Raw genomic sequence first — 25,088 nt, forward strand, 5'->3', positions numbered from 1 at the left:
CGTCTCGCAAGCCCGTGTCCCGACTCCATAACCTCCCGCGGTGTGCCGTCGTTGAACGTGGTAGGCGCCCGGAAGAGCCGCAGGGCTCTACGCAGGAAGGAGGGACCGGCCATGTGGCAGAGACTGCTCGACCGGCTGGTGCCGCTGTCCGAAGACCTGCCGTCGCGCCTTGACCGCCTCGACGGCGTCGGAGCGGACCGTGCTCCCGTCGCGGGGAGCCGCATCCACTCGTCCTTCGGCAGCGGGTCGCGCCATGGGACCTCCGGCTCGGCCGACACGACGCGGCCCAGGGGCGCTTAGACCTGCGCCGAGGTCGCGGACGCTGCTGCAGGGTTTGCGCCCCCAGCACAACCGGGTACCTACGCTTCGGGCCGTTTCCTACGGTCCAGCAGCGCGGCCCAAGGAGCCGGTACACCAGGACAGCACCCCGACCGGCAGCGCGCTGACGGGGTGCTGTCTTGACCTCCCCCCCGCGACCTCCCGAGTGTCCGCACTTGCATCTACGCCTTCTACCGCGTCCTGCACCAACTGACACCCGGCACGCACCAGCTCATCCTGCGGTCGTCAACGCGCCCTGGTCATGGTTCCACTCGCAGCGCTGGCCGGGGTCCTGCTCGCGACAGCCGTGCCGATGGTCGAGGGCACGTCGGCCCGGGCGCTGCTGCGATCAAGCCGCAGCGACGCTCCGGTGCTCGGCGTGAGGGCCATAGCGACCGTCACGCTCGACCTCGTCACCGCCCTGGTCCTCGGCATCATCGCGGCGGGGGGGCCTGGCCCTGCGCACCATCGCCCGCGCCACGACGCTCCACGGATAGCGGCACTCGGGTCCGGGGGGACCGTTCTGATCGATCCTTCACTGGTCAGCCGGTCAGGCCACCGCTCGGCGATGCCTCGTTGGGCTAAGGTGTCTACCGGTGTGCCGGGAAGTCGGGTCGGCGGTTACCCGCGTCCGTGCTCTCGCCATCACCTCGCAGGAGTCCAGTGTCCGACACCGAGCGCTACGCACTGGCGGTGCTGCTCTGCAGCGCAGCTGCACTGGTCGCCGTGCTGTCGAACCGGCTAACCGAACGGATCAGGGTCCCCGCTGCGTTGCTCATGTTCGTCGGCGCAGCGGTCGTGGCTGGCCTCGTACCGACGCTAAAGATCTCCGACCTGGTCGGTGTGCAGCACGTCGTGACAATTGCCCTGGTGCTGATCCTGTTCGACGGCGGCATGCACATCGGGTGGCGACGGTTCCGGGCGGCCGCGGCGCCGATCGCTTCGGTGGGGGTGCTTGGCACGTTCCTGACTGCGGCGGCCTGCGCGGTCCTGTTGCACGTCGCGTTCGGTGTGGACTGGTATCTGGCCCTGCTCGTCGCGACAGCAGTGGCTCCCACGGACCCTGCCGTGGTCTTCTCCGTCCTGGGCCAGCGCGAGATCCGGGGGCGCAGTGGCACGATCCTGGAGGGTGAGTCCGGCGGCAACGACCCCGTCGGCATCGCATTGATGGCAGGCCTGCTCGCAGCCGCCGGCCTCAGCTGGATGGCGGTACGTCAGGTGGCAGCAGAGTTCTTGCTGCAGATGACGGTCGGGCTTGCCGTGGGCATCGTGGGGGGTTGGGCCCTGCTGTGGTTCATGCGCCGGTTCCCGTTGCCCAGCGAGGCGCTCTACCCGCTGCGTACGGTGTTCTGCGCACTGGCGTTGTACGGGGTGGGAACGCTGGCGCAGGGATCAGGCTTTCTCGCCGTCTTCGTGGCAGGCATAGCCATCGGTGACCCAGGCGCGCCATACAAGCGGGAGATCGAGAGGTTCCATTCTGCGCTGGCCAGTATGGGCGAGATCGTCGCCTTCCTGGTGCTCGGTCTCACGGTCGACCTACCGGTCCTTGCCCGCGCCGACGTATGGGTGCCTGGGCTCGTCCTAGCCATCGCCCTTGCGCTGGTGATCCGCCCGGTTCTGGTGGGTGCCTGCCTGCTGCCCGCGCGTCTGCGGTCCAACGAGCTCGCCTTCGTGCTGTTCGCCGGGCTCAAGGGGGCAGTCCCGATCCTCTTGGGGGAGCTGCTCCGCACGGCTCACGTCCCGCAGGCAGAACGGCTCTTCGGCATCATCGTCGTGGTGGTCGTCTTCTCAGTGCTGGTCCAGGGTGGGCTGGTCCCTGCGGCCGTGTCGCTGCTGCGACTGCCCACCCGGCTCGTTCACCCCGAGCCGTGGGCGGTCGGCGTCCGGCTCAGGGCGCAACCGGAGGGAGTGCATCGCCTGCTGGTCGAGCCTGGGGCGCCGGCGGATGGCGCGACCGTGGCCGACGTCGCGGGCCAGGTCGGCGACGGGTGGATCAGCATCGTCGTGCGCGACCGCGTCCTGGTCGTCGTCCGCGATGACACCCGGCTCCAGGCGGGCGACGAGGTGGTCGTGCTCGCCGACCGCACACAACAGGACTCCCTCGCGAGCATCTTCGCCTCGCCACGCTGACCGACCCGCGCACCCTCGCCGCGAACGTGTGGACGAGTCCTGTCTGGCACTCGCTGCAGGGAGCGGCGTGGAAGTCGGGGACAACGAGGCACCATCGTCGAGCGCCGGTGACCGACTCCGGCGACATCTGCGTGCCCGGACCGGGGCAGGCACCGTCGCCCACGTCGAGTCGACCAGGGCTATCTTGAGCAGATGGCGGACACCGCTTCACACGGAGCCGTGCCACCGCGCGTGTCTCCGTCATGACGTACCGACCAAGGAGTGACCATGACCGTTGAGTCGCCGCCAGCAGGTTCTGCTCGTGTTGCCGGAGTCGAGGTCAGATCCATTGACTACGTGCCGCTGAACGAACGGCACGGGAAGGTCTGGAGCCAGGGCCCCCTGTGGTTCATGAGCAACGCGCAGATCGCCACCTTGGCAGTGGGGACGTTCTCGATCGTCGGCGGCGGCAACCTCCTGTGGTCGCTGATCGCCATCGTGGCGGGGGCGCTCTTCGGCACCTTCTTCATGGCTTTCCACTCCGCACAGGGACCCCAGCTCGGGCTCCCGCAGATGATCCAGTCACGTCCCCAGTTCGGCTACATGGGCGCGCTGCTGGTCTGGGCCTTCGCCTACCTGCAGTATGCGGGTTTCAACATCTTCAACACGATCCTGGCGGGCGACGCCCTGCACACGACGATCCATGGCTCGAACAAGATCTGGATCGTCGCAGCCACCGTGCTCGCGGCGGTGGTGGCGCTCATCGGCTATGACCTCATCCATGGCGTCGAGCGCTGGCTGACCCTGGGCTTCCTCATCATCTTCGGGGTCCTCACGATCGCCGTGTTCACGCTGCCCTACCCCGCGGCGTCGTTTGACCCCAGCGGGTTCAAGTGGACCCCCTTCCTGATCCAGTTCGGCGCGGTGGCCGGCTACCAGATCAGCTGGGCGATCTATGTCTCGGACTACTCCCGCTACCTGCCTCCGGACGTCACGGTGCGCAAGACGTTCCTGTGGACGTACTGGGGATCCGCGCTGGGCGCGATCTGGCTGATGTGTCTGGGTGCCGCGCTGGCCGCGTGGGCGGGCGCGAAGTTCGACACGATCGCCTCGCTCAAGGCCGCGGGAGACCACGTGTTCACCGGCTTCGGCGGCATCGCGCTCGTCTTCTCCACGCTTGGCCTGATCTCAGTGACAGCACTGAACATGTACGGCGGGTCACTCACCTTGATCAGCGCCATCGACTCGTTCTCCAAGGTCCGCCCAACGGCGACGGTCCGCATCGTCACCATCGTTGCGACAGCTGCCCTCTCCCTCGTGCCCGCGTTGCTCATCGGCGCGAACTTCCTCACCAACTTCGAGGACTTCCTGCTGCTCGTCCTCTACCTCTTCATCCCGTGGACCGCCGTGAACCTGGTCGACTACTACATCGTGCGTCGTGGCCACTACGCCATCGCGGAGATCTTCAACCCGCATGGCCTCTACGGCAGGTGGGGATGGCGCGGGATCGCGGCCTACCTCTTGGGGTTCGCAGCGATGTTGCCGTTCCTCAGCACCAGCAAGTACACGGGTTTCGTCGCGCGTGCCCTCAAGGGCGCCGATATCTCGATGTTCGTTGGCCTTCCCGTGGCAGGGCTCCTGTACTTCGTGTTCGCCAAGTCGATCAACGTCGACGCCGAGACGGAGATCGCCAAGGCCGAGGCCGTCGAGCTGGAGAAGCTGGCGATGCAGCACCAGCGCCCCGAGTGACACCCCTGAGACCTTCTCCGAGCGGCGGACCGGTGGACGCATGGCAGACCGCCGAGGACATCCGTGCTGGGCGGGTCAGCTCGGTGACGGTGGTCTCGCGGGCACTCGCCCGCATCCATGACCTGCAGCCTGACCTCAACGCCTTCACCGCGATCCTCGACGAGGCGGCGCTGGCTTCGGCGCGGGACGCCGACGCTGCCGTACGCCGCGGCGAGCCGTTGCCGCCCTTGCACGGCGTTCCGGTCTCGGTGAAGGACCACATCTGGATGACCGGTACGCCGGCGACGAACGGGTCTCTGGTCCTGCGCGACTTCACCCCGACGGAGGACGCGGTCCCGGTGGCGCGGCTGCGCGCCGCCGGCGCAGTCATCGTCGGCAAGACCAACAACCCGGAGTTCTGCTATCGCGGGTTCACCGACAACCTGCTGTTCGGCCTGACTCGCAACCCCTGGGATCCTCAGCGGACACCCGGGGGCTCGAGCGGGGGCGCGGGCGCATCGGTCGCGGCGGGGATGACGGCGATCGCTCTCGGCACGGACGGTGGGGGGTCGATCCGGATTCCGGCATCCTTCTGCGGCGTGGTGGGTCACAAGCCGACCTTCGGGCTGGTGCCTAAGGAGCCTGGCTTCAAGGGGTGGAAGACCCTGTCCGTCGACGGGCCGTTGTCTCGATCTGTCCGCGACGCGGCCTTGATGCTGTCGGTGATGACCGGCCCCTCAGCGGCAGATGACCTCAGCTATCCGGGCCCGCCGGTCAGCGACTACGTCGATGCCGTCGCGCGCGAGCCGGACCTGCGCGGCCTTCGCGTGGCGTGGTCTGCGGACCTCGGCATGCTGCCCGTCGATCCCGATGTGCGCTCGGCCTTCGCGCAGGCGGTGCAGGTGTTGGATGGCCTTGGCTGTGAGCTGGTCAAGGCTGCCCCAGCGACCGCTCACCCCACCGAGCTGTGGAACACGATCGCGCTCGCGGAGGGTTACTCGTCCGAGGGACCGCTCCTCTCATCCAGGGAGCTTATGTCACCGGGGACCGCCGAGATCGTCGAGGCGGGGCGGTCCATCACGGGCGGCCAGTACGTCGATGCGCTCCATGAGCGAGCGGCATACACCAGGGTGTGGGCCGAGTTCTTCGAGCAGTACCACGTCCTGGTGACCCCGGCGATGCAGCTGACAGCGTTCCCCGTCGGCTTGCAGACGCCGGAGCAGATCGAGGGTCGGCCCGTCGATCCGTTCTTCGACGACTGGTGCACGATCTGCCTGCCGGCAAACCTCACGGGGATGCCTGCGACCGTGGTTCCCGCCGGATTCGGCGCCGGCGGACGGCCAGTCGGACTGCAGGTCATCGGGCCGCGGTGGGCCGATGCACAGACGCTCCGGGTTGCCAGCGCCTTCGAGCGAGCCACGCTGTGGAGCGCCTACGAGCCGACACTACGGGACAGGACCCGCGCCAGCTAGGCAGACGAACGAGCCCTTCGACACCACCGCCCCGGACGGGACGTCCGGAGCATGGGCTCCGTCGACCCGCGGCCGGGCCCGAGCCCCGAGCCTGCTACACCGTGCGGTGCACCTGCCTCATGGACGCGAGCGGAGCCTGCGCGCGGAGCAGCCCTGCGCCTACGAGTATGCAGACCACTTCCGCCCCTGCGGCCGCGAAGACGGCGAAGCCCTCCCAGTGCTCGTGCACGCCCATGAGCCCGACCGTCGTGGCGAGGACGAAGGCGCCGAGCGTCGCCACGCCGAACCCCAAGGTCAGGAAGGCCGGAAGCCAGTGGTGCCATCGAACCAGCAGGACAGCGATGACGACACCCGCCACCACGTTGACGAGGAAGGCCGGACCCACCGACTGGTCGCGCACTCCCCCGAACCACAGCTTGAGGTGCACCGCCGCCGACACCAGCAGCGCCACCGCCCCGAGCACTCGCCATCTCATCTCGCTAGTCCCCTCTCCGGCACCACCGGCCGTGGTCCTCTCCCGTAAGGACGGAGCTGTGCGCTCCCGGGTTCAGTGCGCTGCAGCAGCCGTGGCGGCGGCCGGCATCGTGTAGGTCGTCAGGAACCGGTCTCGGAAGGCATCCATGCGCCACACCGGTGCGTCGTGCGAGGGCCGCATTCCCGGCCGCCAGCTCCACGCGGCCGCACGGGAGACCACCTCTGGGTCCCGCGCGATGATGCTGGCCGGGACGTCGTGGTCGGCCCGTCGTCCGGAGACGACCGCGGACGGCTGGTGGTCCCCGAGGACGACCAGCACCAGGTCGTCGTCGTGGACCGCCTCCACGAACGACACGAGGCTCTCCAGCGAGTACGCCACTGATCGGCCGTATGCCGCCCGGACGCCAGCGGGCGTGGACCAGACCTGGCTGCGTGAGCCCGCCGCCTCGCCGGACGCTGAGACGTAGGCGGAGTCACTCCCCACGTCCCTCCAGTCCATCAGACGCGGCAGCGGCGCCCACGGGAGGTGGCTGGACACGAGGTCGATCTCGGCCATGACCGGTGCATGCCCGGGGCGGAGCTCTCGCTCGGCGAAGGTCTTGAGGGTGAACTGGTCGGGCACGCGCGCGTACCCGAGCCGCGGCCCGGCATACCCCACGTCGAACGCGTCGTACACCCGGTCGTAGGAGTAGAACCGTGATCCCTCAGGCCACGCCCCGGTGTCCGAGGGGATGTCCGCCACCGTGCGCCATCCGGCCTCGTGGAAAGCCTTGCTCAGGCTCGTCCGGTTGCTGGCCAGCAGCCGGTCGTAGCGCCCCTGCCCGTCCACCCACAGACCGGTCTGCAGCGTCGAGTGCGCGAGCCAGCTGATACCGCCGAACGTGGGGGAGGTCAGCCAGGCGCTCCGGCTGGACCAGCCCACGTGGGACAGGCGACGGTCGGCGTCCGCCAGCGCCGTGGTGACCGGCGCGATGACCTCCGGAGGTCCCTCCAGCGCCACCCGCCCGTAGCTCTCGACGAATACGAGGAGGACGTCCTTGCCGCGAAGTCCTTCCGGCAACAGCTCAGGCGGCACCCCTCCCGGCGGATCGGCCGCCAGCCCCCGGTCGAAGGCCGCCTCGTCACCGAGCGAGGACCCGACCTCGTCGAGGTGGCGCGCCGCCATCCCTACAGCGCCCGCCCTGGCGACGGGTGCCCCGCCCGGTCCGGTCACGCCGGTGAGGGCACAGGCCAACCACACCGGAAGCAGAATGGCGGCGACGCAAAGGGCCCGGCGCCGATGCCGCCCCAACCGTTCGGCTGCCCAGGTCAGGCTCCATGGCAGGGCGACGAGCAGGCCGACCGTCACTACGGCCAGCCCCGTGCACACGAGGACGGCCAGGGCGACACTCGTCGCATCGGCGAGCAGGCCGGTCGCCGAGCTGAGGTAGGACCAGTCCTGCACCGGGTCGAACGGGCGGCCAAGAGCCCAGTCGACCCCGAGGTCGAGGATCCGGACGACGAGCACGAGTCCCAGCAGCGGACCGAGCGTGAGCACGAGCCACCGTCGGGGCCGGCCCCTCAGCACGGCGAGCACAGCGAGCAGGACGATGCCGTCCAGCGGCAGCGCGAGCAGCACCCCGGGGTGGAGGTCCCGCACCCGGTCGGGGCCGCTGAAGGCCAGCCACAGCAGGGCCGCCGTCAGCACGCCTCCGACCACCCTCCTCCGGCGCCGCACCGGACCGGACGGCTTGCTCCCCCTCCTCGAGCGGCCGGCTGCGACCGGTGCGGGGGACCAGTGACGCCACCGCTCGACGACCTCTGTACCGAAGGAGAGGGCGAGAGCCGTGGCTGCGACGGCGAGCACGACGTCGTCCCACCGCGGCGTCACCAGGCCGCTGGCGGCGACGACGAGAGCGACCCCCTGGGCGGCGGCGACCACCTTCCGCCAGTAGCGGGCGGGGATGTCCGCCCGCAGCCAGGGAACCGCCTGCGCGCCCAGCCACACGGCATACCTCGCCAGTCCGAGGCCGACGACCCACCAGCCGACGCCCACGGCTACATGGGCCGACAGCACCAAGATGAGCAGCGCGTCGACCTCCATGTCGAACCGCGCACCGAAGGTGGAGACCGTGCCGGTACGCCGGGCGACCCTGCCGTCGACCCCGTCGAGAACCAGGGCCACCGTCGCGACCAGCACCACAGGCCACGTGGTCGGCGCCCCCGTCAGGGTCGCCGGCAGCAGCCCCGCCACAAGGCACGTGAGCCATGCGCGCAGTAGGGTCACGCGGTCCGCTGGACCCATGCCCCGGGTCCCGCGGCGAGCCGACGCCCGTCGCAGGAGGGCATGCGTGACGCCCGCTAGGCCAAGGGCCAGGAAGGCGCCGACGGCGACGGCGGTCAGGTGCACGGTTCCCCTCTCCCTGGCTTGTCTGCCCGTAGGACGATGCGTGGCCGGGCCGGGTTCAAAGACCGCTCGTAGGGCGACGCAGGTGACCGTCGGCGGATCCCTCCGCTACCCGCAACAGGAAGGACCTGGGATCGGGCTCGCGGCCGGTGCCTTGACGAGACGCCCGGCTAGGTCGGCCTGCGACCGACGACGTACAAGCGCTCGGTCGTCTCGCCTCTGGCGGTGATCGGTCCGCGAAGATACCACTCCAGGTCGACGAGGCCGGCCGCCTCGACGGCTCCGACGACGAACGCAGGCTCGTGCAGCACAACGTCAAGATCGACCTCCTGGTCGAACCACTGGTCGAGATGGCGGACGGCGGCACCAGCGTGCATACCGAGAACCAGCCATCCGCCCGGCGCGAGCGGGCGGACCAGGGCTGCGATCGCCTCGGCTAGCTCGGATGCCGCCAGGTGGATGAGCGAGTACCACCCCACAACGGCGGCCCAGCCCGCACTTGCGGGGGGACGGGTCAGCCGCCGTAGGTCGCCCACCTCGAAGCCTCGACCAGGGAAGCGTCGACGGGCCTCGTTCACCATTGCGGGCGCGAGGTCGATCCCCGTTGCGTCGGCGCCGCCATCGGCCAGGTACGCCGTGACGTGTCCGGGGCCCGAGCCGACCTCCACGACGGGGCGACCGACCGCGTGGGCGACCACCCTGTCGAGCAGCCAGGTCTCGAACGGCAGCCGTCCCAGCTCATCGACCAGCTGGTCGGCGTAGGCAGTGGCGACGGCGTCGTACGACATCCTCACCTTCGCGTCCCGCGCATCCGCACCGTCCGCGATCACCGCGTCCCGGTCCACAGCTGACGACGCCGCCGACGAAGGCGCTGACGAAGTCGTCGTGGGCTGCTGCGGCGCCGGCCCCAGGAGGTGCTTCCAGCGCCGATCCTGTTGCCCGGGCCGCCGCTCGAGCTCGAGCACCAGAGGCTGGGGACGCGCCGCCATCCGCCGCAGACACGCTTCCACCTCACCTCGGTGCCCAAAGGGGTACAAGCGTTCGGTGCGGGCGCGCAGCTCCCCCGGTGTCTGGGCGCCGCGAAGCAACAAGACAGTGAGGACCGCTCGCTCGTCGGCTTCCAGCCCTAGCAGCTCATCCAGGATCTGGTGGTACTTCCGCGTTCGCCTCCCGGTGTCGGACCAGACGATCCGCAGCAGTCCACGCTCCTTGAGCGCCCGAGCAGTGCGCTCGACGGTTTCCTGGTCGAGCTCCACCACGGGATCCCGGTTGCTCGTCTGGTTACAGGCAGCGCGCAGGGCGTTGGCGGTGAGGGGATAGGAAGCCGGCACTGTTGTCTGCTTCTCCAGCAAGCTCCCGAGGACGCGCTGATCCATCGGTTCGAGGACTGGAAGGTCGGTCACGCACACGACCTTAGAGGCTGCGACGGAACAGCGTTCGCGTTCTACGCTCGGCGCTGCCGACAGCCTGCACCGGTCGTCTTCCTGGGCGCCAGTTCTCCGCTGCGGCTCACTCCCCCGTTCCCCACTCGTGACTGGGCCGCTCCCCAGTTCCGCGCAGGCACCATCACGGCGACGTCAAAGGATGGCGTGCTACACGACGTGGAACTCGACGCGGTAGACGAGGGTTTCGTCTGTGATCGGGCCGGTGTGCGCCGCGCGTTGACGAAGCGTCTCCCGATCGCGCTCACCCGCGCGTCGGATGTCGTCTGGCGTCACGGCGCAGAACGGCAGCAACTCGACGGAGTCGATCTCGATCATGACGCCAGCGGTTGCGTAGCGCCCCCCGACCTTGACCTTCGGGCGGCTCCAGAGCCGAATCGACACCGTGATCTCGCCGTTCGCCACGGCCTCGCGAAGTTCGCGGCTGAACATCACAGTCGCACACTAGAGCGACACACCCTCAGTCGCGCTTCTGCGCTCCAACGCAGTCGTCTGACCCACGTGTACAACCTGCCTCGTTCGACCGGGTCGGCTCGGCCCGACTCGGCGCAAGCGCGGTCCGGCGGCAGGGCCTCGTATCGCTGCCCTTCGGCCGGGTGTCCGGTCACCGAGCAGCGGCAGCTGTGGTTGTAGAACCTCGGCGGCGGAGCGCGAGCCGTTACAACGAGCGTCAGACGTCTGCAGCAGACGCCGGCCTCAGACGCCTCCGCTCCACGACACTCGTCCCCGTCACCACGCTCAGAGGCGGTACGTCCTTCGCGACAACAGCACCCGCACCGACCACAGAGCCACGTCCGACGGTCACTCCAGGTGTGACCGTGGCAGCGGCCCCGATCCACACATCATCCTCGATCACTATGGGCGCATGGGTGATGAAGTCGTAGCGCTCAGCGGGTTCAACGGGATGGCCGGCCGTGGTCAAGGTCACGCGCGGGCCGATCAAGACACCGTCACCGATGCTGATGCCCCCGAAGTCCAGGAAGAAGCACCCCTGATTGATGAACACCCGTTCGCCGAACGACGCCCCGAGGCCGTAGTCGCAGTAGAAGGGCGGCAAGATGGACAGGGAGTCAGGAACGGACCCGCCGAAGATCTCATCGAGAATCGCGCTCCGCGCCTCGAGATCATCGAACGGCAGCATGTTCAGCCGCGAGGTCAGGTTCATGACGATCTGCACCCGATCCGCGAAGGCCCGTGACTCAGCCGTTCGGGTCCGAAGGCGTTGCTGCTTGCGCACGAGGTCGATGCTGGCACAGCCTGTCTCACAGCCGGAGCACGGCCCCGCAGCGAGGCGGCCCCTAGCCGGTCAATCGCCGCCAGCGCCTAGTACCGGGCACCGTCTCGGTTCGACCCGGACGCTCAGCGCTCCCTGCTGGCAGCCCGGGGCTAGGGTCGAGACGTGCACGAACACCAGCGATTCGACGACCAGGCAGCGACGTGGGACGACGACCCCGGCCATGAGGAGCGGCAGGTCGCGGTGGCCAAAGCCATCCACGAGGCGGTGAACCTCACCCCACGGATGAGCGCCGTCGACGTCGGCGGCGGCACGGGCCGGCTGAGCATCTTGCTCGCCGATCGGGTCGGCTCCGTTGTAGTGACCGACCCCTCCGCCGGGATGGTGCAGGTGGCACGGGAGCGGATTGAGGCGGCCGGGCTCAGTGACCGACTGCACGCTGTCCAGACAGACCTGGCGATGGACCGGCTCGAGGGCGCCTACGACGTGGTGTGGAGCTCCATGGCGCTACACCACGTTCGGGACCTCGATGCGCTGTTGCGGTCCGTCGCAGGGCTCCTGGTCGACGGTGGTCGGCTGGCCGTCGCCGACCTCGACGAGGATCCCGACGGCGCCTTCCACGCCGACAAGGTCGACTTCGACGGACATCACGGATTCGACAGGCGACGCCTTGCCGAGCAGCTGGCCCGCGCCGGCTTCGCCGACGTCAGCTTCATGGACGCCACGACCATCCTCAAGGGCGGCCGCGAGTTCGGCGTGTTTCTGTGCACGGCGACCAAGAGTGCATGAGCCCAGACAGCGCTTGGCACCATGGCGTGCTCTCGCGCCGAAGGCGCTAGACGACGAGAAGGCACCAAGCCGCTCGCCCCCGGCCGGCCGCGGAGCTACTTCGAGGGTTGAGGGGTCACGCACCTGATCTTTGGGTTGACGCCGGCATAGTTCAGCGGTCCGACCACCATGGTGGCCACGATGGTTCCGGCCTTGGCGCAGTTGGACGGATCTGACTTGAGGTAGCCGCGCTGGTACGCCGCCAAGACGCCGACCAGCAACCAGACGAGCACGACGAGGCTGATGAGTCGGGAGAGCATGAGGGGCCTCCAATCGTAGGCCGGGCAGGGTGCCGGGCCTTCTCCTTCAGATACCCTCTGAGGTCGCCGATCCACACCTGGCAAGGCTCCCGGCATCCGACGGTGGGCGAGTCACATCGCCAGTCGACCGACGGTCGACTTCGCCGGCTCGAGCACGAACCATACGGTCATCCCGCCGGCGTCCAGCTCCGAGCCCCATCTCGTCGAGAACGCGTCCACGAGCTGAAGCCCACGACCGTGCACGGCCAGCGGATCCCTCGTGACGTTTCTGGGATCGACGACGACGATCGAGCCACCGTCGCGAACGGTCGTAGTGAGCACGCCGCGGTCGAGCACGACGCGAATCTCGCAGCCGGCATCGGTGTGGATTATCGCGTTGGTGACCAGCTCGTTCAGGCACAGGATCGCGTTGTCAACCGTGACCTCCTCGACGCCCCATGAGCCGAGGGTTCTCAGCACGAAGTGGCGTGCCTCAGGGACCGCCCCAAGGTCCGCAGCGACGGAGTACGTGGCCGCGCGTGCGCCGGGCGGCACCGGCCCGGCCTCGAGAGATCTACTCTCGTGCGAGGTGGCGCGCTGGACCCGGCGCAGATCAGCGCCCAGCCGCGCCCCGAGCTCCTCGAGCTCGGTCAGCTGTGAGTGGTCGAAGCTCTGCGGTGTGTCAAAGAAGAGCGCGTATGCGCCTTGGACTTGGCCAGCTGCAGAGATCGGCAGCGACGCCAGCGCGCACGTCTTCGGGGCCTGGCGGTCAGCGAACGCGCTATAGCGACACGCGAGATCCTCCAGCGAACCCACGACCGCCTCACCAGTGCGCACCGTGTGGTTCAGCGGGACGTCCTCGTAGGCGTCGACCTCACACCATTCGACGCTGCCCTCGTTGTCGCGGTCACTCGCCGTAAAGAGCAGCCGCCGACCACCTCCTTCCGCCAGTGCCAGCCCGGCCCGATGGACACCTGGCACGTGGCCGAGCTGCGAGAGCGCGGACCGCGCCCACGTCTCCCCGTCGGGGAGCGGTCTGCTCGCGACCGTGTGCGCCATCTCGTCAGCATATGTCAGGGCTCGAACAGCCCAAGGCGCATCGCGACGAAGAGAAGCCGCGTACCTCATCCTCTCCTTCTTCCTTCCTCCTTCCTCCCTGCGGACTGCGAGAGTGCCGGCTGCCACGGGGAGGCTGCCCATGCCGCATCACTGTGGCGCGTCTCACCATCCCCTGGTGGGCGTAGGCGGCAGGGCCTGAGGGGGCGGCGGTGAATGTGCCGCGGGGTGGGTCTGAGCGTTCAGGGCGAGTCGGGCCGGACCTCGAGGGCCTTGGTGACCAGGTCGACCGTGTCATCCGTCCAGCTCGTGCGAGGCTCTCCGCGACGCAGAACCTCAGCGAGGTAGGCACCAACGAGCAGCCCGACCACGGCGTCCGGCTCGACGTGCCGGGCGACCTGTCCGGAGTCGATGTCGGCCGAAATCTGCGCCTGAAGTGCCGCTAGGCGACGTTCCAAAGCGTGGCGCAGCGCACCGGTGAAGTCGGGGTCCTCGTCACTGACGATGGCGGCGATAGCGCCTCTGCCGAGCCCGGTCTCGAACAGCTCCGCGACCTGCTCAAGCACCCAACGCACCTTCTCCCGAAGAGGTAGCTCGAGGGGAGGCAGCGGCCGCCGATCCACAACGGGGTCGATGACGGCTGCTATCAGCTGCCGACGACTGTCGAAGCGTCGGTAGATCGTCGTGCGGGCCACACCTGAGCGAGATGCGACCGCCTCGATACTCACCCCCGCCGGGCCCTTCTCGCGCAGCAGTTCAGTTGCGGCACGTGTCAGCCGCTCGTCCGTCTCCGCACGTCGTGGCCGACCGCGGGCCGCTGGCTCCGACACTTCCACCACCCTTCGGGGAACAAAACCTCGCCTATTTACGCTACAGCCAATGTAGCGTAAATCAAGGAGGCGACACGACGTGGAATCCACTCTGGACCCGATGGTCCTGGGACCCCTGATGATCATCATCACCGTGCTGTGGTTCGGCGGCTTCTCCTGGGCCGGGATGCGCGAGGACCAGACGCCGAAGGGACCGACCCGGCCCCTATCCCCCGGTGAACCTGGTCCCTGGTGGACCAATGACGGTTTCGACAGCTCACCGAAACCCATCCCCGTCCGGGTCCAGCGGGGCAACCCGAGCCACTGAGCCGGCCAGAGGCCCTCGACAGGAGGGCCGCGAGAGAAGAGAGGTAGGACGACATGGTCGTCTACAACGAGTTGGTGGCCATCACGGCCGGAGCGGGCCTGTTGGGGTTCGGGTGGTTCCTCACCCACCTCGTACGAGGCCGAAGGATCGACAGCGAGGGGTGGGCCGGGTTCTTTGGCGTGACCGGACTGCTGCTGCTGGTCTTGGGACTGCACACCACGGTGACATGGCCGTTCGGCGGGCACGGCTTCGAGTACGCGAACATCGCCTTCGGACAACCCGCGGCAGGGTTCGGCGCCCTGCTGCTTTTCGCCGCGGTGTACCTGTGGCGCCACCGGACCCTGTTCGCTGGCGAGGTGGCGGAGGCCAACGCCACCGCGCTGGCCGCGTTGAAGCCGGTCGGTGTCTTCGTCGGAGCGCTAGGTCTCGGTATGGCCGTGCTCGCCATCGCGTTCGTCCGCTTCCAGCTCGGCGCCGCGCCCCCACAAGAGCCGATCAGCGGCCGGTTCGGCCATCTGCCCATCCTCGAGGCGCTCTTCCTCGGCGGGCTTTGGGGCGTCATCGCGCTCGGCGCGCTGCTGTTCGCCACCGCGCTGCTGACCGAACGACCCCGGTTGCTGCGCTCGGCCGTGGGGGCCTTCGCCATCGGCGGCCTGGTGCTGCTGCTGTTCGGTGCGATGAACTTCTACACCCACATCGGCATGTACGTGAACATCGCCCACGGCACCAACTACCGCTGGTGACACCCGCAGGCGACACACCACGGCTCAGAAGGGGGCTCCGGCGCAACGGAGCTCCCTTCCGCGCCACCCCGCGTAGCGGTACCCGGAAGGCCTCAGCTCGTCGGGGCGGCCGCTGCCTTCCGCGCTTGGTACGTTGCCATCTGGGTCGCGGAGATAGCGTGGTCTGATGGATCGTTCCGAGCCGGTGCGCGTCGTCCGTGAGGTCGAGCTCCTCGAGGCCGATCCGACGTCGGGGATGCTGCGTCGGCGGGCCTTCGAGGCGCCGGGCCTGTGGGCGGGGCAGGTCATGACCGAGCCCGGCGCCGTCTCGGGATGGCACCACCATGACTCCAACACCTCGATGCTCTACGTCGTCCGCGGGGTGCTCCGGCTTGAGTCCGAGGGGGTCGAGGGCTGGGTCGACGCCCTCGCGGGCGACTACATCCACGTGCCCGCCTTCACCGTGCACCGAGAGTCGAATCCGGGGCGTGTGCGGTCGGTGGCCATCATCGCGCGCTCCGGCGTCGGTATCCCGACGGTCAACGTCTCGCACCCCCCGCCCCCACACACCTGACTCGCCGCTCCGGGTGACGCTGCAACGGTCAGTCGGCGCTGGCCAGCTGTGGTCCTAGCGGGCCAGCGGCTTGACGAAGATCGTCGTGACGTTCGTGGACCGGCAGCCCGTCGTGTGGAACGGGACGAACTTCGCGAGTCTCGAGCCGGGCACGTAGACACGCAGCCCGTCCACTGGCGTGGGGCGGCATACCGAGCCCGGGTAGTTGTGCACGTTCACCATCCGGATCGGCGCGTCCGCGTGCTGCCTGGGGGCCAAGGTGATCGTCCTCACCACACCGGCGTCCCATGTGGCGGCACGGCCGATCTGGGTGCCGTTGCCGAAGCCGACATAGGAGACGCCCGGGTAGCCCCGCGTCCAGCAGGAGCCCCGGCTGACATTCGTCAGGCGCAGGTCGCCGATCCGGCTGCCGGCGGTGCCCTGGAGGTTGACCAGGCTGGCGGCAAGGTTGGAGTTGGTGCAATGCGGCACGGCGGCCTGTGCCGACGCCGGTGCTGCCATCAGCGTGGCGACCGCCAGTCCCGCAGCAGACGTCATGGTGACGATCGATCTCTTACTCATGTGGATGACATCCTCCTCGGTTGAGGTGGGCGGCAGCCCGCCACCCTTTGTGACGCTCCAGCCGAAGATGGGGTTGTGCCGGTGCTCCCGGGATCATGCGCCTTGGCGAAGGGCCTCCCGGGCCGATGGCCCGATGTGCGTCGGTCCGCCGCTTGCCGGACGCTGGTACCCGCCTCTCATGGTGAGGGTCCGGCACTGCCCAGAGTCGGCCCCGGGCAGGCGACTCCTCGATATCCCAGGCCCGAGCCAGACGTCCGGTGGAAGCCTGCCGCCGGCGCAGCGCGTAAGCCCCGCAGTTTCCGCTCTCCAGGGCCTCAGCTTCCTGCGCTCCCTTCGGCGTACCAAGCCTCCAGGCGAACTGCCTCGGCAGCCTGACGCAGTGACTGGATGGTCTTCATCGCCGGGGCCACGTCAGTGTCGGTCACGACGTAGCCGTGCTCGCCACGTGTCGCCAGCGACTGGCCCACGACGTTCGCTCCGGCCTGAGCCAGCGTGTTGTTGATCGATGCGAGCACTCCGGGGACGTTCCGGTGCAGGACCGCGACCCGGAAGGCGTAGTCGCGGGGCGCGGGGGCCACCTCGGGAAGGTTCACCGACAAGGAGGTGGCGCCGGTCGCGATGTACCCAGTCAGCTTGGTCGCCACGAAGGTGCCGATCTCCTCCTGCGCCTCCGCGGTGGAGCCTCCCACGTGCGGAGTGAGGATCACGTTGTCGAGACCACGAAGCGGGGACTCGAAGAGGTCGCCTTGGGCCTTCGGCTCGACCGGGAACACGTCGATCGCCGCACCGGACAAGTGACCGCTCAGGATGTGCTCGCGAAGGGCCTGGTCGTCGACCACCATTCCACGCGAGGCGTTGATGAACACGGCTCCAGGCTTCATCTTCGCGAACTGTTCCGGCCCGAACAGGCCCGCGTTCCCGGGCCGGCCGTCCACGTGGATGCTGACGACGTCCGCTACCTCGAGCAGCTCGTCCAGCGAGCCCATGCGTCGCGCGTTGCCGTGCGCGAGCCGGTCGGCCGTGTCGAAGAAGGCGACGCGCATGCCGATGGCCTCGGCCACGTTGGACAGCTGCGTCCCGATGTTTCCGTAGCCCACGATTCCCAGCGTGCGACCGCGGGTCTCGTAGCTGCCCTTGGCTGACTTGTCCCAGATCCCGTCATGCATCCGCTGCGTCTTCTCGGGGAGACGGCGCGCCAGGGCGAGCACCTCGGCGAGAACCAGCTCGACGACGCTGCGCGTGTTCGAGAAGGGGGCGTTGAAGACACCCACGCCGAGCTCGGTTGCGTGGGTGAGGTCGACTTGGTTCGTGCCGATGCAGAAACAGCCGATGGCGCGCAGCTCCGCGGCCGCGTCAAGGACGGCGCGGGTGACCTTCGTGTTGGAACGTATGCCGAGCACGCAGACACCGGACAAGGCCTCGATGAGCTCCGCCTCGTTCAACGACCCCGGGCGAACCTCGACCTCGAAACCGTTTCGAGCGAACGCCTCTCGAGCGACGGGGTGGACGTTCTCGAGCAGTAGTGCCTTCACGCTTGTCTCCCTTGAGGCCTCCCGTCCGGCGGGTGGCCGACTGATAGTTCTCTTGCTGGCCTCAGGTTGCCCTAGCCGGCCGGGCTGGTGCCATTGCGTGCGCTGCTTGAGACGAAGGTCTGACCGCGATGGCCGCGGCGTCCTCACAGGGAGCCGGCTGGAGGGTTCGGACCAACAGCTGGCCCGTGTGCTCCAAGTGGTGCCGCATCGCCCGCTCGGCGGCGGCGCCCCTACGGGAGAGAATCGCGGTGACGATCGGTGCATGCTCGTCGCAGATCTCGGGCAGGGTCCGCCCTGCGGTCGTGGTGCGCGGGCCCAGCAGCGCGGTCGTGGCGCGCAGTCGTTCGATGATCGCCGCCGCACGCTGGTTGCCGCCGGCTCGCATCAGTCGGTCATGCAGTGCGTGGTCCGCCACCCAGAACCTTTCCTCGTCTCCCGTCGCGCCCTCCATGGCCTCGAAGCTCACCCGGATGCCAGCCCGCTCGGCGTCAGTCGCATGTTCCGCAGCGCGGCGCGCCGCAGCCGGCTCCAGGGCGAGGCGGATGTCGATGATCTCTTCGACGTCATGCGCCTGAGGCGTCAGGACCTGGAAGCCCCGGTTGCGGTCGATCCGGACCAGGCCCGCCTCGGCCAGCCGGAGCAGCGCCTCCCTCACGGGGCTGCGTGAGACGCCGAGCAGGTCCGCCAGCTGGTACACGGAGTAGGTGTCGTCCGGGCGCAGCTCCCCGGCGGTGATCCCCGACCGCACCGCCTCGACGACTCCGTCCGCAAGGGAGGGGGCGCCAGGGGGAAGCGACAGTTGGACCATGGGTAACATGTTACCCATGGGTGAGGTCTCCATCGAAGTGGTGCGGGCGCTGGACAGGGCCGGACTTGAGGTTCGGGCGGACGCCGGCACCCGCAGCATGTACGCGTCCGATGCGTCGCTGTACCGGATCCCGCCGCTTGCTGTCGTCCGGCCGAGGGGCAGCGAGGACGTCTTCGCCGCCATGCAGGTCGCGCGGGAGACCGAGGTCCCGATCACCTGTCGTGGTGCGGGCACGTCGGTTGCGGGCAACGCCGTCGGGCGAGGCGTGGTGCTGGACTTCTCCCGTCACATGAACCGGGTGCTGGCGGTGGACCCAGAGACGCGCACCGCGGTCGTGGAGCCTGGGACGGTACACGCCGTCCTGCAGAAGGCCGTCGCACCGCACGGCATCCGCTTCGGGCCCGACCCGTCGACGCACCCGCGGTGCACGGTCGGCGGCATGATCGGCAACAACGCGTGCGGCTCCCGGTCGCTGGCCTACGGGCGCACGTCTGACAACGTCGCGGGTCTAGAGCTTGTCACCGCTGCCGGTCATACCCTGGTCACGGGCTACGACGACCTCGGGACGCCGCTCGCCCGAGGCGCCGAGGACGTGGTCTCCCAGGTTCAGGCGGTGATGTCGCGTCACCTTTCCACGGCGCGCACCGAGTTCGACCGGTTCGGCAGGCAGGTCTCCGGCTATGCGGCGCACCACCTGCTGCCCGAGCGGTTCGACCTCACCCAGGCCCTCGTGGGCTCCGAGGGAACCCTCGGGGTCATCACCCGGGCGAGCGTGAAGCTCGTCGTCGACTCGCCGGTGCGGGTGGTCGTCGCCCTCGGATTCCCCGACATCGTCACGGCTGGTCAGGCCGCCCCGGCGGTCGTGGCGCACGGTCCGACGTCCTGCGAGGGCTTGGACTCGCGGCTCATCGACGTGCTCCGCGCCCGCCGCGGCCGCGACGCGATTCCGCCGCTGCCGAAAGGACGGGCGTGGCTGTTCGTCGAGTTCGCCGGCGAAGAGCTCGGTGAGGTGAGCGCCAGGGCACAACGCCTGGTGGGTGACGGGGTCGCTGACGACGCGGTCATCGTCGATGACCCTGTCGTGCAGGGGCGCCTGTGGCGCATCCGCGAGGACGGCGCCGGTCTCGCCGGTCGGGCCCCGTCGGGCAAGCCGGCATGGCCGGGATGGGAGGACGCGGCAGTGCCGCCCCCTCGCCTCGGCGACTACCTGGCAGCCTTCGACGAGCTCGTCAGCTCCTACGGCATGACGTCCGCCCCGTTCGGGCACTTCGGAGACGGGTGCATGCACGTGCGGCTCGACCTGCCGCTGGACCAGCCCGACGGCACGCACATCATGCGCGAGTTCCTCACCGAGTCGGCGCGGCTGGTCGGTGGATTCGGCGGGTCGCTGTCCGGCGAGCACGGCGACGGGCGTGCCCGTTCCGAGCTGCTGCCCCACATGTACTCGCCCGACGCGATCGCGCTGTTCGGCGGGATCAAGCACGCCTTCGACCCGGAGAACCTGCTCAACCCCGGGGTACTCGTGGACCCCGATCCTGTGGACCAGGACGTGCGACCTGCCGGCCCGTTCCCGTTCGCGGTCCGGGGCCTGGCGATGGCGTACCCGCACGACGACGGAAGCCTCGGGCAGGCCGTGCACCGCTGCACCGGGGTGGGCAAGTGCCGGGCGGACAACTCCGCTGCCGGCGGCACCATGTGTCCCTCCTACCTCGCGACCCGTGAGGAGAAGGACTCCACCCGAGGCCGCGCCCGGATCCTGCAAGACGTCGTCCGCGGCGAGCTGCCCTGGTCGCACCCGTCGGTCCACGACGCCTTGGACCTCTGCCTTTCATGCAAGGGATGCGCGTCGGACTGCCCCACCGGCATCGACATGGCGACCTACAAGTCCGAGGTGCTGCACCAGACCTACCGGCGCAGGATCCGCCCCCGCAGCCACTACACGCTCGGCAAGCTGCCGATGTGGGCACGGCTGGCGGGCCGCGTGCCGAAAGTGGCCAACCGGGCCCTCACGCTGCCGGTGGTCGGACCAGCGGCGCTGTGGCTGGCCGGTGTCGACCCTCGCCGCTCCATCCCTCCGTTCCCGAGACGACCGTTCCGCCGCACCTTCACGCCGCGCCCGTCGAACCTGAAACCCGTGGTGCTGTTCGCGGACTCCTTCACCAACGCGTTCTCTCCCGAGGTCGCCGAAGCCACAGTGCGCGTGCTCCGCCACGCGGGGTACGAACCACGGCTACCCAACGGCTCCGTGTGTTGCGGCCTGACCTGGATAACGACCGGGCAGCTCGACTCGGCCAAGACCATCCTGCGCCGTACCGTCGCCGCCCTCGCCGCCGACGCACGTGCCGGTGTGCCCATCGTTGGCATGGAGCCTTCGTGCACCGCGGTGCTGCGCTCGGACGTCCATGAGCTGCTCCCCCACGACCAGGACGCGGCCCTCGTCGCATCCCGGGTCCGCACCCTCGCCGAGCTCCTCGCCCAGACTCCCGGTTGGACAGGTCCCGACCTCACCGGGACCCAGGTGATCGCCCAACCGCACTGTCACCACCACGCCGTCCTCGGCTGGAAGACTGACGCCGACCTGCTCGCCGACACCGGCGCGAACGTTCGGACCCTGGCCGGCTGCTGTGGCCTCGCCGGCAACTTCGGCGTCGAGATCGGCCACTACGAGACCTCCTTGGCCGTCGCAGACCAGAACCTGTTGCCCGCCATCGACGCGGATCTGGACGCGGTCGTGCTGGCTGACGGGTTCTCGTGCCGTACGCAGATCGCTGACCTGCGACACCGGCGCAGCGTGCACCTCGCCCAGCTGCTCGACCCCGAGGCCACCACAACAGGGCCATCTCCGATCGGATGACCCCGCCCCGGGCAACCTGGAAGAGACGGGCCACTGCCTGACCTTCTTCGTCGCCGGGACGACGACGCCCGCTCCACGCACGTCCCACCCTGGGAGTCTGCGACGGCCGGGGACACCGGCTCTGGAGCGGCACGCTGTGTAGCTGGTCCGACTATGTTCCCGGTTTGGCCAAGGCCCATGGTGTGGTTCGCCTCGGCCTTCGCCACACCCAGCCTGCTCACGTTCCGCTCTCCCCCGGCGCCACGGAGATCTGTTCCGTGTTGAGTCCGGGACGAGTGGTTCTCCATCCATCCATTTGGTGGAGGCGCCCCTGGTCCACAGGCGACATCGTGAGTTTGTCAGCCACGGCCCCTGGTGCACGGGCACCATCATGAGTTTGTCAGCAAGGGAACCCATGTCCGGACATGAGCTTGAGATTGTCCACGTCGAGGCCGTGCAGCGTGCCGTTGACCGGCGTCGGCGCGTGCGGTTCCCCTTCGAGCCTCGGCGCGAAACCCCAGTGCAGGGTGAAGATCGCGTGCCTGTTCCGTACGAGGAATACCTGGGCCGCCGCTACTTCACTCCACTCGACGGGCTCAGGGCGTTGTCGATCCTTCTTGTGGTCACCGATCACACGACCGATCCGCTGTTCGGCGCGCTCCACGGCGCGGTCGGAGTGACCATCTTCTTCGTCATCTCCGGCTATCTGATCAGCACTCTGCTGCTACGCGATGAGGAGCGGCGCGGAGCGGCACGCATCCCAGCCTTCTACATACGTCGCGCCTACCGGATTTTGCCGCTGTACTACCTGACGCTGGGGGCGTACATCATCCTCGTCGGTGTCCTACATCTCCAGGCGGGCGCGTCGTCGCTTTGGCGGTCCATGCCGTGGTTCCTGACTTATCAGAACGACCTGGCGCCAGTGCCGCCCGTCTTCGTCTTCGGACATTCGTGGTCTCTGGCGATCGAAGAGAAGTACTACCTTCTGTGGCCGTTGATGTTCGCGATCCCCCTGCTCCGGCGCCACCGGTTGAGAGTAACCGGCAGCCTGGTTGTCCTGACGGCTGTCGGGAGCTTGTGGTCGGCAACCTTCTACTTCGCGACCTACACACCGATCCTGCTCGGCTGCGTGATGGCCTTGGTCCTGCACAACCCATCGCTCTACACGTGGGCCGCCCGACTCGCGAGAACCGACGTGGCTCTGCTCTTGATCGGCGCGCTCATCGCGTGGGAGCTGGAGTTCGAGAACGGCTCGCAGGTCCACATCGTGTTCGCCGTCCTCACTGCGCTGCTATTGCCTTCGGTCCTCCTCGGGCCGCGTTGGCTCTCCACCGTGTTGAGCCACCCAGTGGCCGCGTACATCGGTACCCGGTCCTACGCGGTGTATCTGATCCATCGCATCGCCAAGGGGACGGTCGACCGAGTGGTGGGGCCCGGATCTACGTCGATCCCGCACCAGCTCACACATTTCCTCCTGATAGTGGTGATCTCGCTGCTCGCAGCCGAGATCATGCACCGGCTCATCGAGCAGCCGATGATTCAACGCGGGCGTCGTCTCGCCTCGACCGGCCGGAAGGCGCGGACGGTTCCAGTCGCGGCTCCCGGAGAGGGGCTGGACCCGGCTGCGCCAGCACAGGAGTCCGCTTGAGCCAGTCCTGGACCTCGTCCGCCAGAAGGACAGCCAGGTCACCGGCTTCATGCGCTGCTCCCCTCCCCTGCGAAACGGCCTCTCGTATCCGCCGTGGTTACGGCGACCAGTGCACCACCCAATATCTCCGCTGTCGGTCGGCACGGCCTCAGCCCAGGCGACCGAACCCGTCCGCCGCACCCGAACTCTCGGCAGCTGGGTAGAGACCGAGCATGAAGCTGGCTTCGCTGGACTGGCAACGCCGTATACCGACTAGAAGCGCCGTAGCCGAACCAGAGCGTGCCGTCCACGCTGGGAGCGGGGAGTTCGCGCACCTCCTGCGCCTGCGACGTGAGGAGCAGGGGTTCCGTGGCCGCGATGTAATGCTGTTGGACCAGCCCCAAGCCACGTGTTCGCACGGTCACCGTGGCACGGTTTTCGCGCGGTCGGCGGCTCTGTGTCAGCTCAGATAGGCGGAAGCGGGAGAGCTCGTGAAGCGGGTGCCGCTCGTCCAGGAGGCCGGCAGTCCGCGCGACGACGTCAGATTCGTCTGCCTGCTGATGATGGCCGGTCCACCGGTGCCCGACGGGAGATCCCGGAACCGGATGAGCCCCGTGTCCTTGGGACCGAGCAGAGCCAGCCAGTAGCGCTGTCCGGCCTCGATCTGGGTGGTGCTGATCGGGATGGCGTTCCATTGGCCGGCCACCGGATCTCGCGACGTGCCGGTGCTCAGCAGGGTGCCTGGTCTGCCGTGGTCATCGCGGTACACGCCCACCACAAGGGTTCTCGCGGCGTTCGATGCATCGAGGTGGAGATGCAGAGTGCTCACTGAGGCGTCCCGCGACGCGGTGTACTGGAACGCCTCGGCCGTGCCGGCCGGGTTGGAGTCCACCCACGGCTGGACCTCGGCCGAGCCGAGCGGTGGGATCCATGGCAGCGGTTCCTGCACTGCATGGATGGCCAGGCTGTAGCCCTCGCCCGCGGAGACTGCCAGGTAGCCGGCGTCTGCGGGCCTGTCGCCAGTCTGGGTCGGGTAGGACGAGATGGTCGTGTCCCGGCCGAGGAAGAGGTCGACGGTGGACGCCGAGACCGATGCGGCGTTCTGGAGGCGCGGCGGCCCTGCCTCGCCCCAGATCCCGTAGGCGAGCACCGTGCCGTCGGCGCGCAGTCCCAGGCTGTTGCCCGTTCCGGCGGAGATCGCCACGACGTCCGACCAAAGCTCTGGTCGAATGCCGTCGCCGAACGTCACGCCCTGTCCCCAGCCCACCACGGTGCCGTCGGAGCGCAGCGCCAGCGCCTGCACCGACCCAGCGGAGACCGCGACCACGTCGGTCAACCCGACCGGGGGGTCCATTCGGGAGTCGATCAGGTCGCAGCCCAGGCCTTCCCGGTTACGGCCCCAGCGCACGACCGTGCCATCGGGGCGAAGCGCCAGCGCATAGCCGCAGACGGCCTGCGGGACGCCGATGCCTCCGTAGCCGAAGTAGCCGCCGGCCGAGATGGCTGTCACCGGGCCCAGATCGGCCGGGACGTCGAGCTGCCCCGTGTCGTCGGCGCCCCACGTGGCAACAGACCCATCGGCGTGGAGCGCCAACGAGAATCCGGCGCCGGAGTCGATCGCCACGACTGAGTGCAGGCCCTCGGGGGGGTCGGCCTCCCCGTAGCGGTTGAGCCCCCATCCGACCACCGTGCCGTCGGACCGCAGCGCCAGGCTGCTGTAGCTGCCCGGCGCGTCGCTCGCGGCCACCATCACGACGTCGTCCAGTCCGGCCGGCGGCCGGATGGTGTCCTGCAGTTCGCCCGCAGCCCCCCAGGCGACCACCTGACCGCTGAAGGCCGGTGCCAGCGGGACGGTGGCCATCGCAGAGGCAGCAGGCACCGGGGCTCCCAGCGAGAGGAGAGCAGCGCCGAGGACTACTGCCCCGCGGCCGCGCGCCGCTACTGCCCAGCGGCCGCGGGCGGCAAGGACGGAGATCGGCATCAGGGTCCCCTCTCGTCGTCGAGTGCC

The 25,088-nt window shown here is 68.9% G+C and carries 22 protein-coding genes; 10 read left to right on the forward strand and 12 right to left on the reverse strand.

The features are described 5' to 3' along the window. Positions 1 to 111 precede the first annotated feature (111 nt). The 4 genes from PHA84_RS11750 (at position 112) to PHA84_RS11765 (ending at position 5,627) form a co-directional block, all read left to right on the forward strand. On the forward strand, positions 112 to 300 hold the full coding sequence (locus tag PHA84_RS11750; protein WP_270888290.1) for a hypothetical protein: 189 nt from the start codon (positions 112 to 114) through the stop codon (positions 298 to 300). Positions 301 to 981: 681 nt separating this feature from the next. After that, positions 982 to 2,448, forward strand: a complete 1,467-nt coding sequence (locus PHA84_RS11755) for a cation:proton antiporter domain-containing protein (protein ID WP_270888291.1) — start codon at positions 982 to 984, stop codon at positions 2,446 to 2,448. Between the two features lie 267 nt (positions 2,449 to 2,715). Further along, entirely contained in the window at positions 2,716 to 4,176 is a 1,461-nt protein-coding gene (locus PHA84_RS11760; RefSeq protein ID WP_270888292.1) for a purine-cytosine permease family protein, read from the forward strand. A gap of 32 nt (positions 4,177 to 4,208) precedes the next feature. Next, positions 4,209 to 5,627 (forward strand): amidase, encoded by a 1,419-nt coding sequence (locus PHA84_RS11765; RefSeq protein WP_270888293.1) that lies wholly within the window; start codon positions 4,209 to 4,211, stop codon positions 5,625 to 5,627. 94 nt (positions 5,628 to 5,721) lie between these two features. Here the strand turns inward: PHA84_RS11765 and PHA84_RS11770 are convergent, their stop codons facing one another. The 5 genes from PHA84_RS11770 to PHA84_RS11790 form a co-directional block, all read right to left on the reverse strand. Next, positions 5,722 to 6,102: a hypothetical protein gene (locus tag PHA84_RS11770; RefSeq protein ID WP_270888294.1), complete on the reverse strand. Its 381-nt coding sequence runs from the start codon at positions 6,100 to 6,102 to the stop codon at positions 5,722 to 5,724. 72 nt (positions 6,103 to 6,174) lie between these two features. Beyond that, positions 6,175 to 8,490 (reverse strand): CDP-alcohol phosphatidyltransferase family protein, encoded by a 2,316-nt coding sequence (locus tag PHA84_RS11775; RefSeq protein WP_270888295.1) that lies wholly within the window; start codon positions 8,488 to 8,490, stop codon positions 6,175 to 6,177. A 167-nt stretch (positions 8,491 to 8,657) separates the two neighbouring features. After that, a complete protein-coding gene (locus tag PHA84_RS11780) occupies positions 8,658 to 9,890 on the reverse strand; it encodes a DUF480 domain-containing protein (RefSeq protein ID WP_270888296.1) in 1,233 nt (410 codons plus the stop codon). A 189-nt stretch (positions 9,891 to 10,079) separates the two neighbouring features. Further along, entirely contained in the window at positions 10,080 to 10,364 is a 285-nt protein-coding gene (locus PHA84_RS11785) for an ASCH domain-containing protein (RefSeq protein ID WP_270888297.1), read from the reverse strand. Between the two features lie 235 nt (positions 10,365 to 10,599). Further along, on the reverse strand, positions 10,600 to 11,166 hold the full coding sequence (locus PHA84_RS11790; protein WP_270888298.1) for a sugar O-acetyltransferase: 567 nt from the start codon (positions 11,164 to 11,166) through the stop codon (positions 10,600 to 10,602). 162 nt (positions 11,167 to 11,328) lie between these two features. On the opposite strand from PHA84_RS11790, the gene PHA84_RS11795 reads away from it, so the two are divergent. Beyond that, complete coding sequence (locus tag PHA84_RS11795; protein ID WP_270888299.1) at positions 11,329 to 11,952, forward strand: class I SAM-dependent methyltransferase; 624 nt, start codon at positions 11,329 to 11,331, stop codon at positions 11,950 to 11,952. Between the two features lie 95 nt (positions 11,953 to 12,047). On the opposite strand, the gene PHA84_RS11800 is transcribed toward PHA84_RS11795, so the two are convergent. From PHA84_RS11800 to PHA84_RS11810, 3 genes are all read right to left on the reverse strand, one after another. Beyond that, positions 12,048 to 12,251 carry a hypothetical protein gene (locus PHA84_RS11800; RefSeq protein WP_270888300.1) on the reverse strand — a complete coding sequence of 68 codons (204 nt, stop codon included), beginning with the start codon at positions 12,249 to 12,251 and terminating at the stop codon, positions 12,048 to 12,050. Positions 12,252 to 12,362: 111 nt separating this feature from the next. After that, positions 12,363 to 13,289 (reverse strand): ATP-binding protein, encoded by a 927-nt coding sequence (locus PHA84_RS11805; RefSeq protein WP_270888301.1) that lies wholly within the window; start codon positions 13,287 to 13,289, stop codon positions 12,363 to 12,365. Positions 13,290 to 13,528: 239 nt separating this feature from the next. After that, on the reverse strand, positions 13,529 to 14,245 hold the full coding sequence (locus PHA84_RS11810) for a TetR/AcrR family transcriptional regulator (RefSeq protein ID WP_333742296.1): 717 nt from the start codon (positions 14,243 to 14,245) through the stop codon (positions 13,529 to 13,531). Here PHA84_RS11810 and PHA84_RS11815 point away from each other — a divergent pair. From PHA84_RS11815 to PHA84_RS11825, 3 genes are all read left to right on the forward strand, one after another. Continuing rightward, positions 14,196 to 14,423, forward strand: a complete 228-nt coding sequence (locus PHA84_RS11815; protein ID WP_270888351.1) for a hypothetical protein — start codon at positions 14,196 to 14,198, stop codon at positions 14,421 to 14,423. The two genes, PHA84_RS11810 and PHA84_RS11815, sit on opposite strands and share 50 nt — an antisense overlap. Before the next feature lie 53 nt (positions 14,424 to 14,476). Continuing rightward, the gene (locus PHA84_RS11820) at positions 14,477 to 15,166 is read left to right on the forward strand and encodes a DUF981 family protein (RefSeq protein ID WP_270888302.1); all 690 of its coding nucleotides are present in this window, start codon (positions 14,477 to 14,479) and stop codon (positions 15,164 to 15,166) included. Between the two features lie 166 nt (positions 15,167 to 15,332). Continuing rightward, positions 15,333 to 15,719: a cupin domain-containing protein gene (locus tag PHA84_RS11825; protein ID WP_270888303.1), complete on the forward strand. Its 387-nt coding sequence runs from the start codon at positions 15,333 to 15,335 to the stop codon at positions 15,717 to 15,719. A 54-nt stretch (positions 15,720 to 15,773) separates the two neighbouring features. Here PHA84_RS11825 and PHA84_RS11830 read toward each other — a convergent pair whose 3' ends face one another. From PHA84_RS11830 to PHA84_RS11840, 3 genes are all read right to left on the reverse strand, one after another. Beyond that, positions 15,774 to 16,280, reverse strand: a complete 507-nt coding sequence (locus PHA84_RS11830; RefSeq protein ID WP_270888304.1) for a DUF4232 domain-containing protein — start codon at positions 16,278 to 16,280, stop codon at positions 15,774 to 15,776. Positions 16,281 to 16,594: 314 nt separating this feature from the next. Continuing rightward, positions 16,595 to 17,812 (reverse strand): phosphoglycerate dehydrogenase, encoded by a 1,218-nt coding sequence (gene serA / locus PHA84_RS11835; protein ID WP_270888305.1) that lies wholly within the window; start codon positions 17,810 to 17,812, stop codon positions 16,595 to 16,597. Between the two features lie 61 nt (positions 17,813 to 17,873). Then, positions 17,874 to 18,620 carry a GntR family transcriptional regulator gene (locus PHA84_RS11840; protein ID WP_270888306.1) on the reverse strand — a complete coding sequence of 249 codons (747 nt, stop codon included), beginning with the start codon at positions 18,618 to 18,620 and terminating at the stop codon, positions 17,874 to 17,876. Between the two features lie 16 nt (positions 18,621 to 18,636). Here PHA84_RS11840 and PHA84_RS11845 point away from each other — a divergent pair, with 16 nt between their 5' ends. After that, on the forward strand, positions 18,637 to 21,474 hold the full coding sequence (locus PHA84_RS11845; protein ID WP_270888307.1) for an FAD-binding and (Fe-S)-binding domain-containing protein: 2,838 nt from the start codon (positions 18,637 to 18,639) through the stop codon (positions 21,472 to 21,474). A 298-nt stretch (positions 21,475 to 21,772) separates the two neighbouring features. Beyond that, on the forward strand, positions 21,773 to 23,101 hold the full coding sequence (locus PHA84_RS11850) for an acyltransferase family protein (RefSeq protein ID WP_270888308.1): 1,329 nt from the start codon (positions 21,773 to 21,775) through the stop codon (positions 23,099 to 23,101). A 439-nt stretch (positions 23,102 to 23,540) separates the two neighbouring features. Here the strand turns inward: PHA84_RS11850 and PHA84_RS11855 are convergent, their stop codons facing one another. Beyond that, positions 23,541 to 25,061: a choice-of-anchor R domain-containing protein gene (locus PHA84_RS11855; protein ID WP_270888309.1), complete on the reverse strand. Its 1,521-nt coding sequence runs from the start codon at positions 25,059 to 25,061 to the stop codon at positions 23,541 to 23,543. Between the last annotated feature and the right edge of the window lie 27 nt (positions 25,062 to 25,088).

The organism is Pedococcus sp. 5OH_020 (assembly GCF_027812955.1).
GTDB lineage: Bacteria > Actinomycetota > Actinomycetes > Actinomycetales > Dermatophilaceae > Pedococcus.

Excerpts from the sequence above, each read along its gene's own strand:
- PHA84_RS11750 (WP_270888290.1), top strand. The coding sequence starts at position 112 with ATGTGGCAGAGACTGCTCGACCGGCTGGTGCCGCTGTCCGAAGACCTG.
- PHA84_RS11760 (WP_270888292.1), top strand. The coding sequence starts at position 2,716 with ATGACCGTTGAGTCGCCGCCAGCAGGTTCTGCTCGTGTTGCCGGAGTC.
- PHA84_RS11770 (WP_270888294.1), bottom strand. The coding sequence starts at position 6,102 with ATGAGATGGCGAGTGCTCGGGGCGGTGGCGCTGCTGGTGTCGGCGGCG.
- PHA84_RS11800 (WP_270888300.1), bottom strand. The coding sequence starts at position 12,251 with ATGCTCTCCCGACTCATCAGCCTCGTCGTGCTCGTCTGGTTGCTGGTC.
- PHA84_RS11805 (WP_270888301.1), bottom strand. The coding sequence starts at position 13,289 with ATGGCGCACACGGTCGCGAGCAGACCGCTCCCCGACGGGGAGACGTGG.
- PHA84_RS11810 (WP_333742296.1), bottom strand. The coding sequence starts at position 14,245 with ATGATGATCATCAGGGGTCCCAGGACCATCGGGTCCAGAGTGGATTCC.
- PHA84_RS11820 (WP_270888302.1), top strand. The coding sequence starts at position 14,477 with ATGGTCGTCTACAACGAGTTGGTGGCCATCACGGCCGGAGCGGGCCTG.
- PHA84_RS11825 (WP_270888303.1), top strand. The coding sequence starts at position 15,333 with ATGGATCGTTCCGAGCCGGTGCGCGTCGTCCGTGAGGTCGAGCTCCTC.
- PHA84_RS11830 (WP_270888304.1), bottom strand. The coding sequence starts at position 16,280 with ATGAGTAAGAGATCGATCGTCACCATGACGTCTGCTGCGGGACTGGCG.
- PHA84_RS11840 (WP_270888306.1), bottom strand. The coding sequence starts at position 18,620 with ATGGTCCAACTGTCGCTTCCCCCTGGCGCCCCCTCCCTTGCGGACGGA.
- PHA84_RS11845 (WP_270888307.1), top strand. The coding sequence starts at position 18,637 with ATGGGTGAGGTCTCCATCGAAGTGGTGCGGGCGCTGGACAGGGCCGGA.
- PHA84_RS11855 (WP_270888309.1), bottom strand. The coding sequence starts at position 25,061 with ATGCCGATCTCCGTCCTTGCCGCCCGCGGCCGCTGGGCAGTAGCGGCG.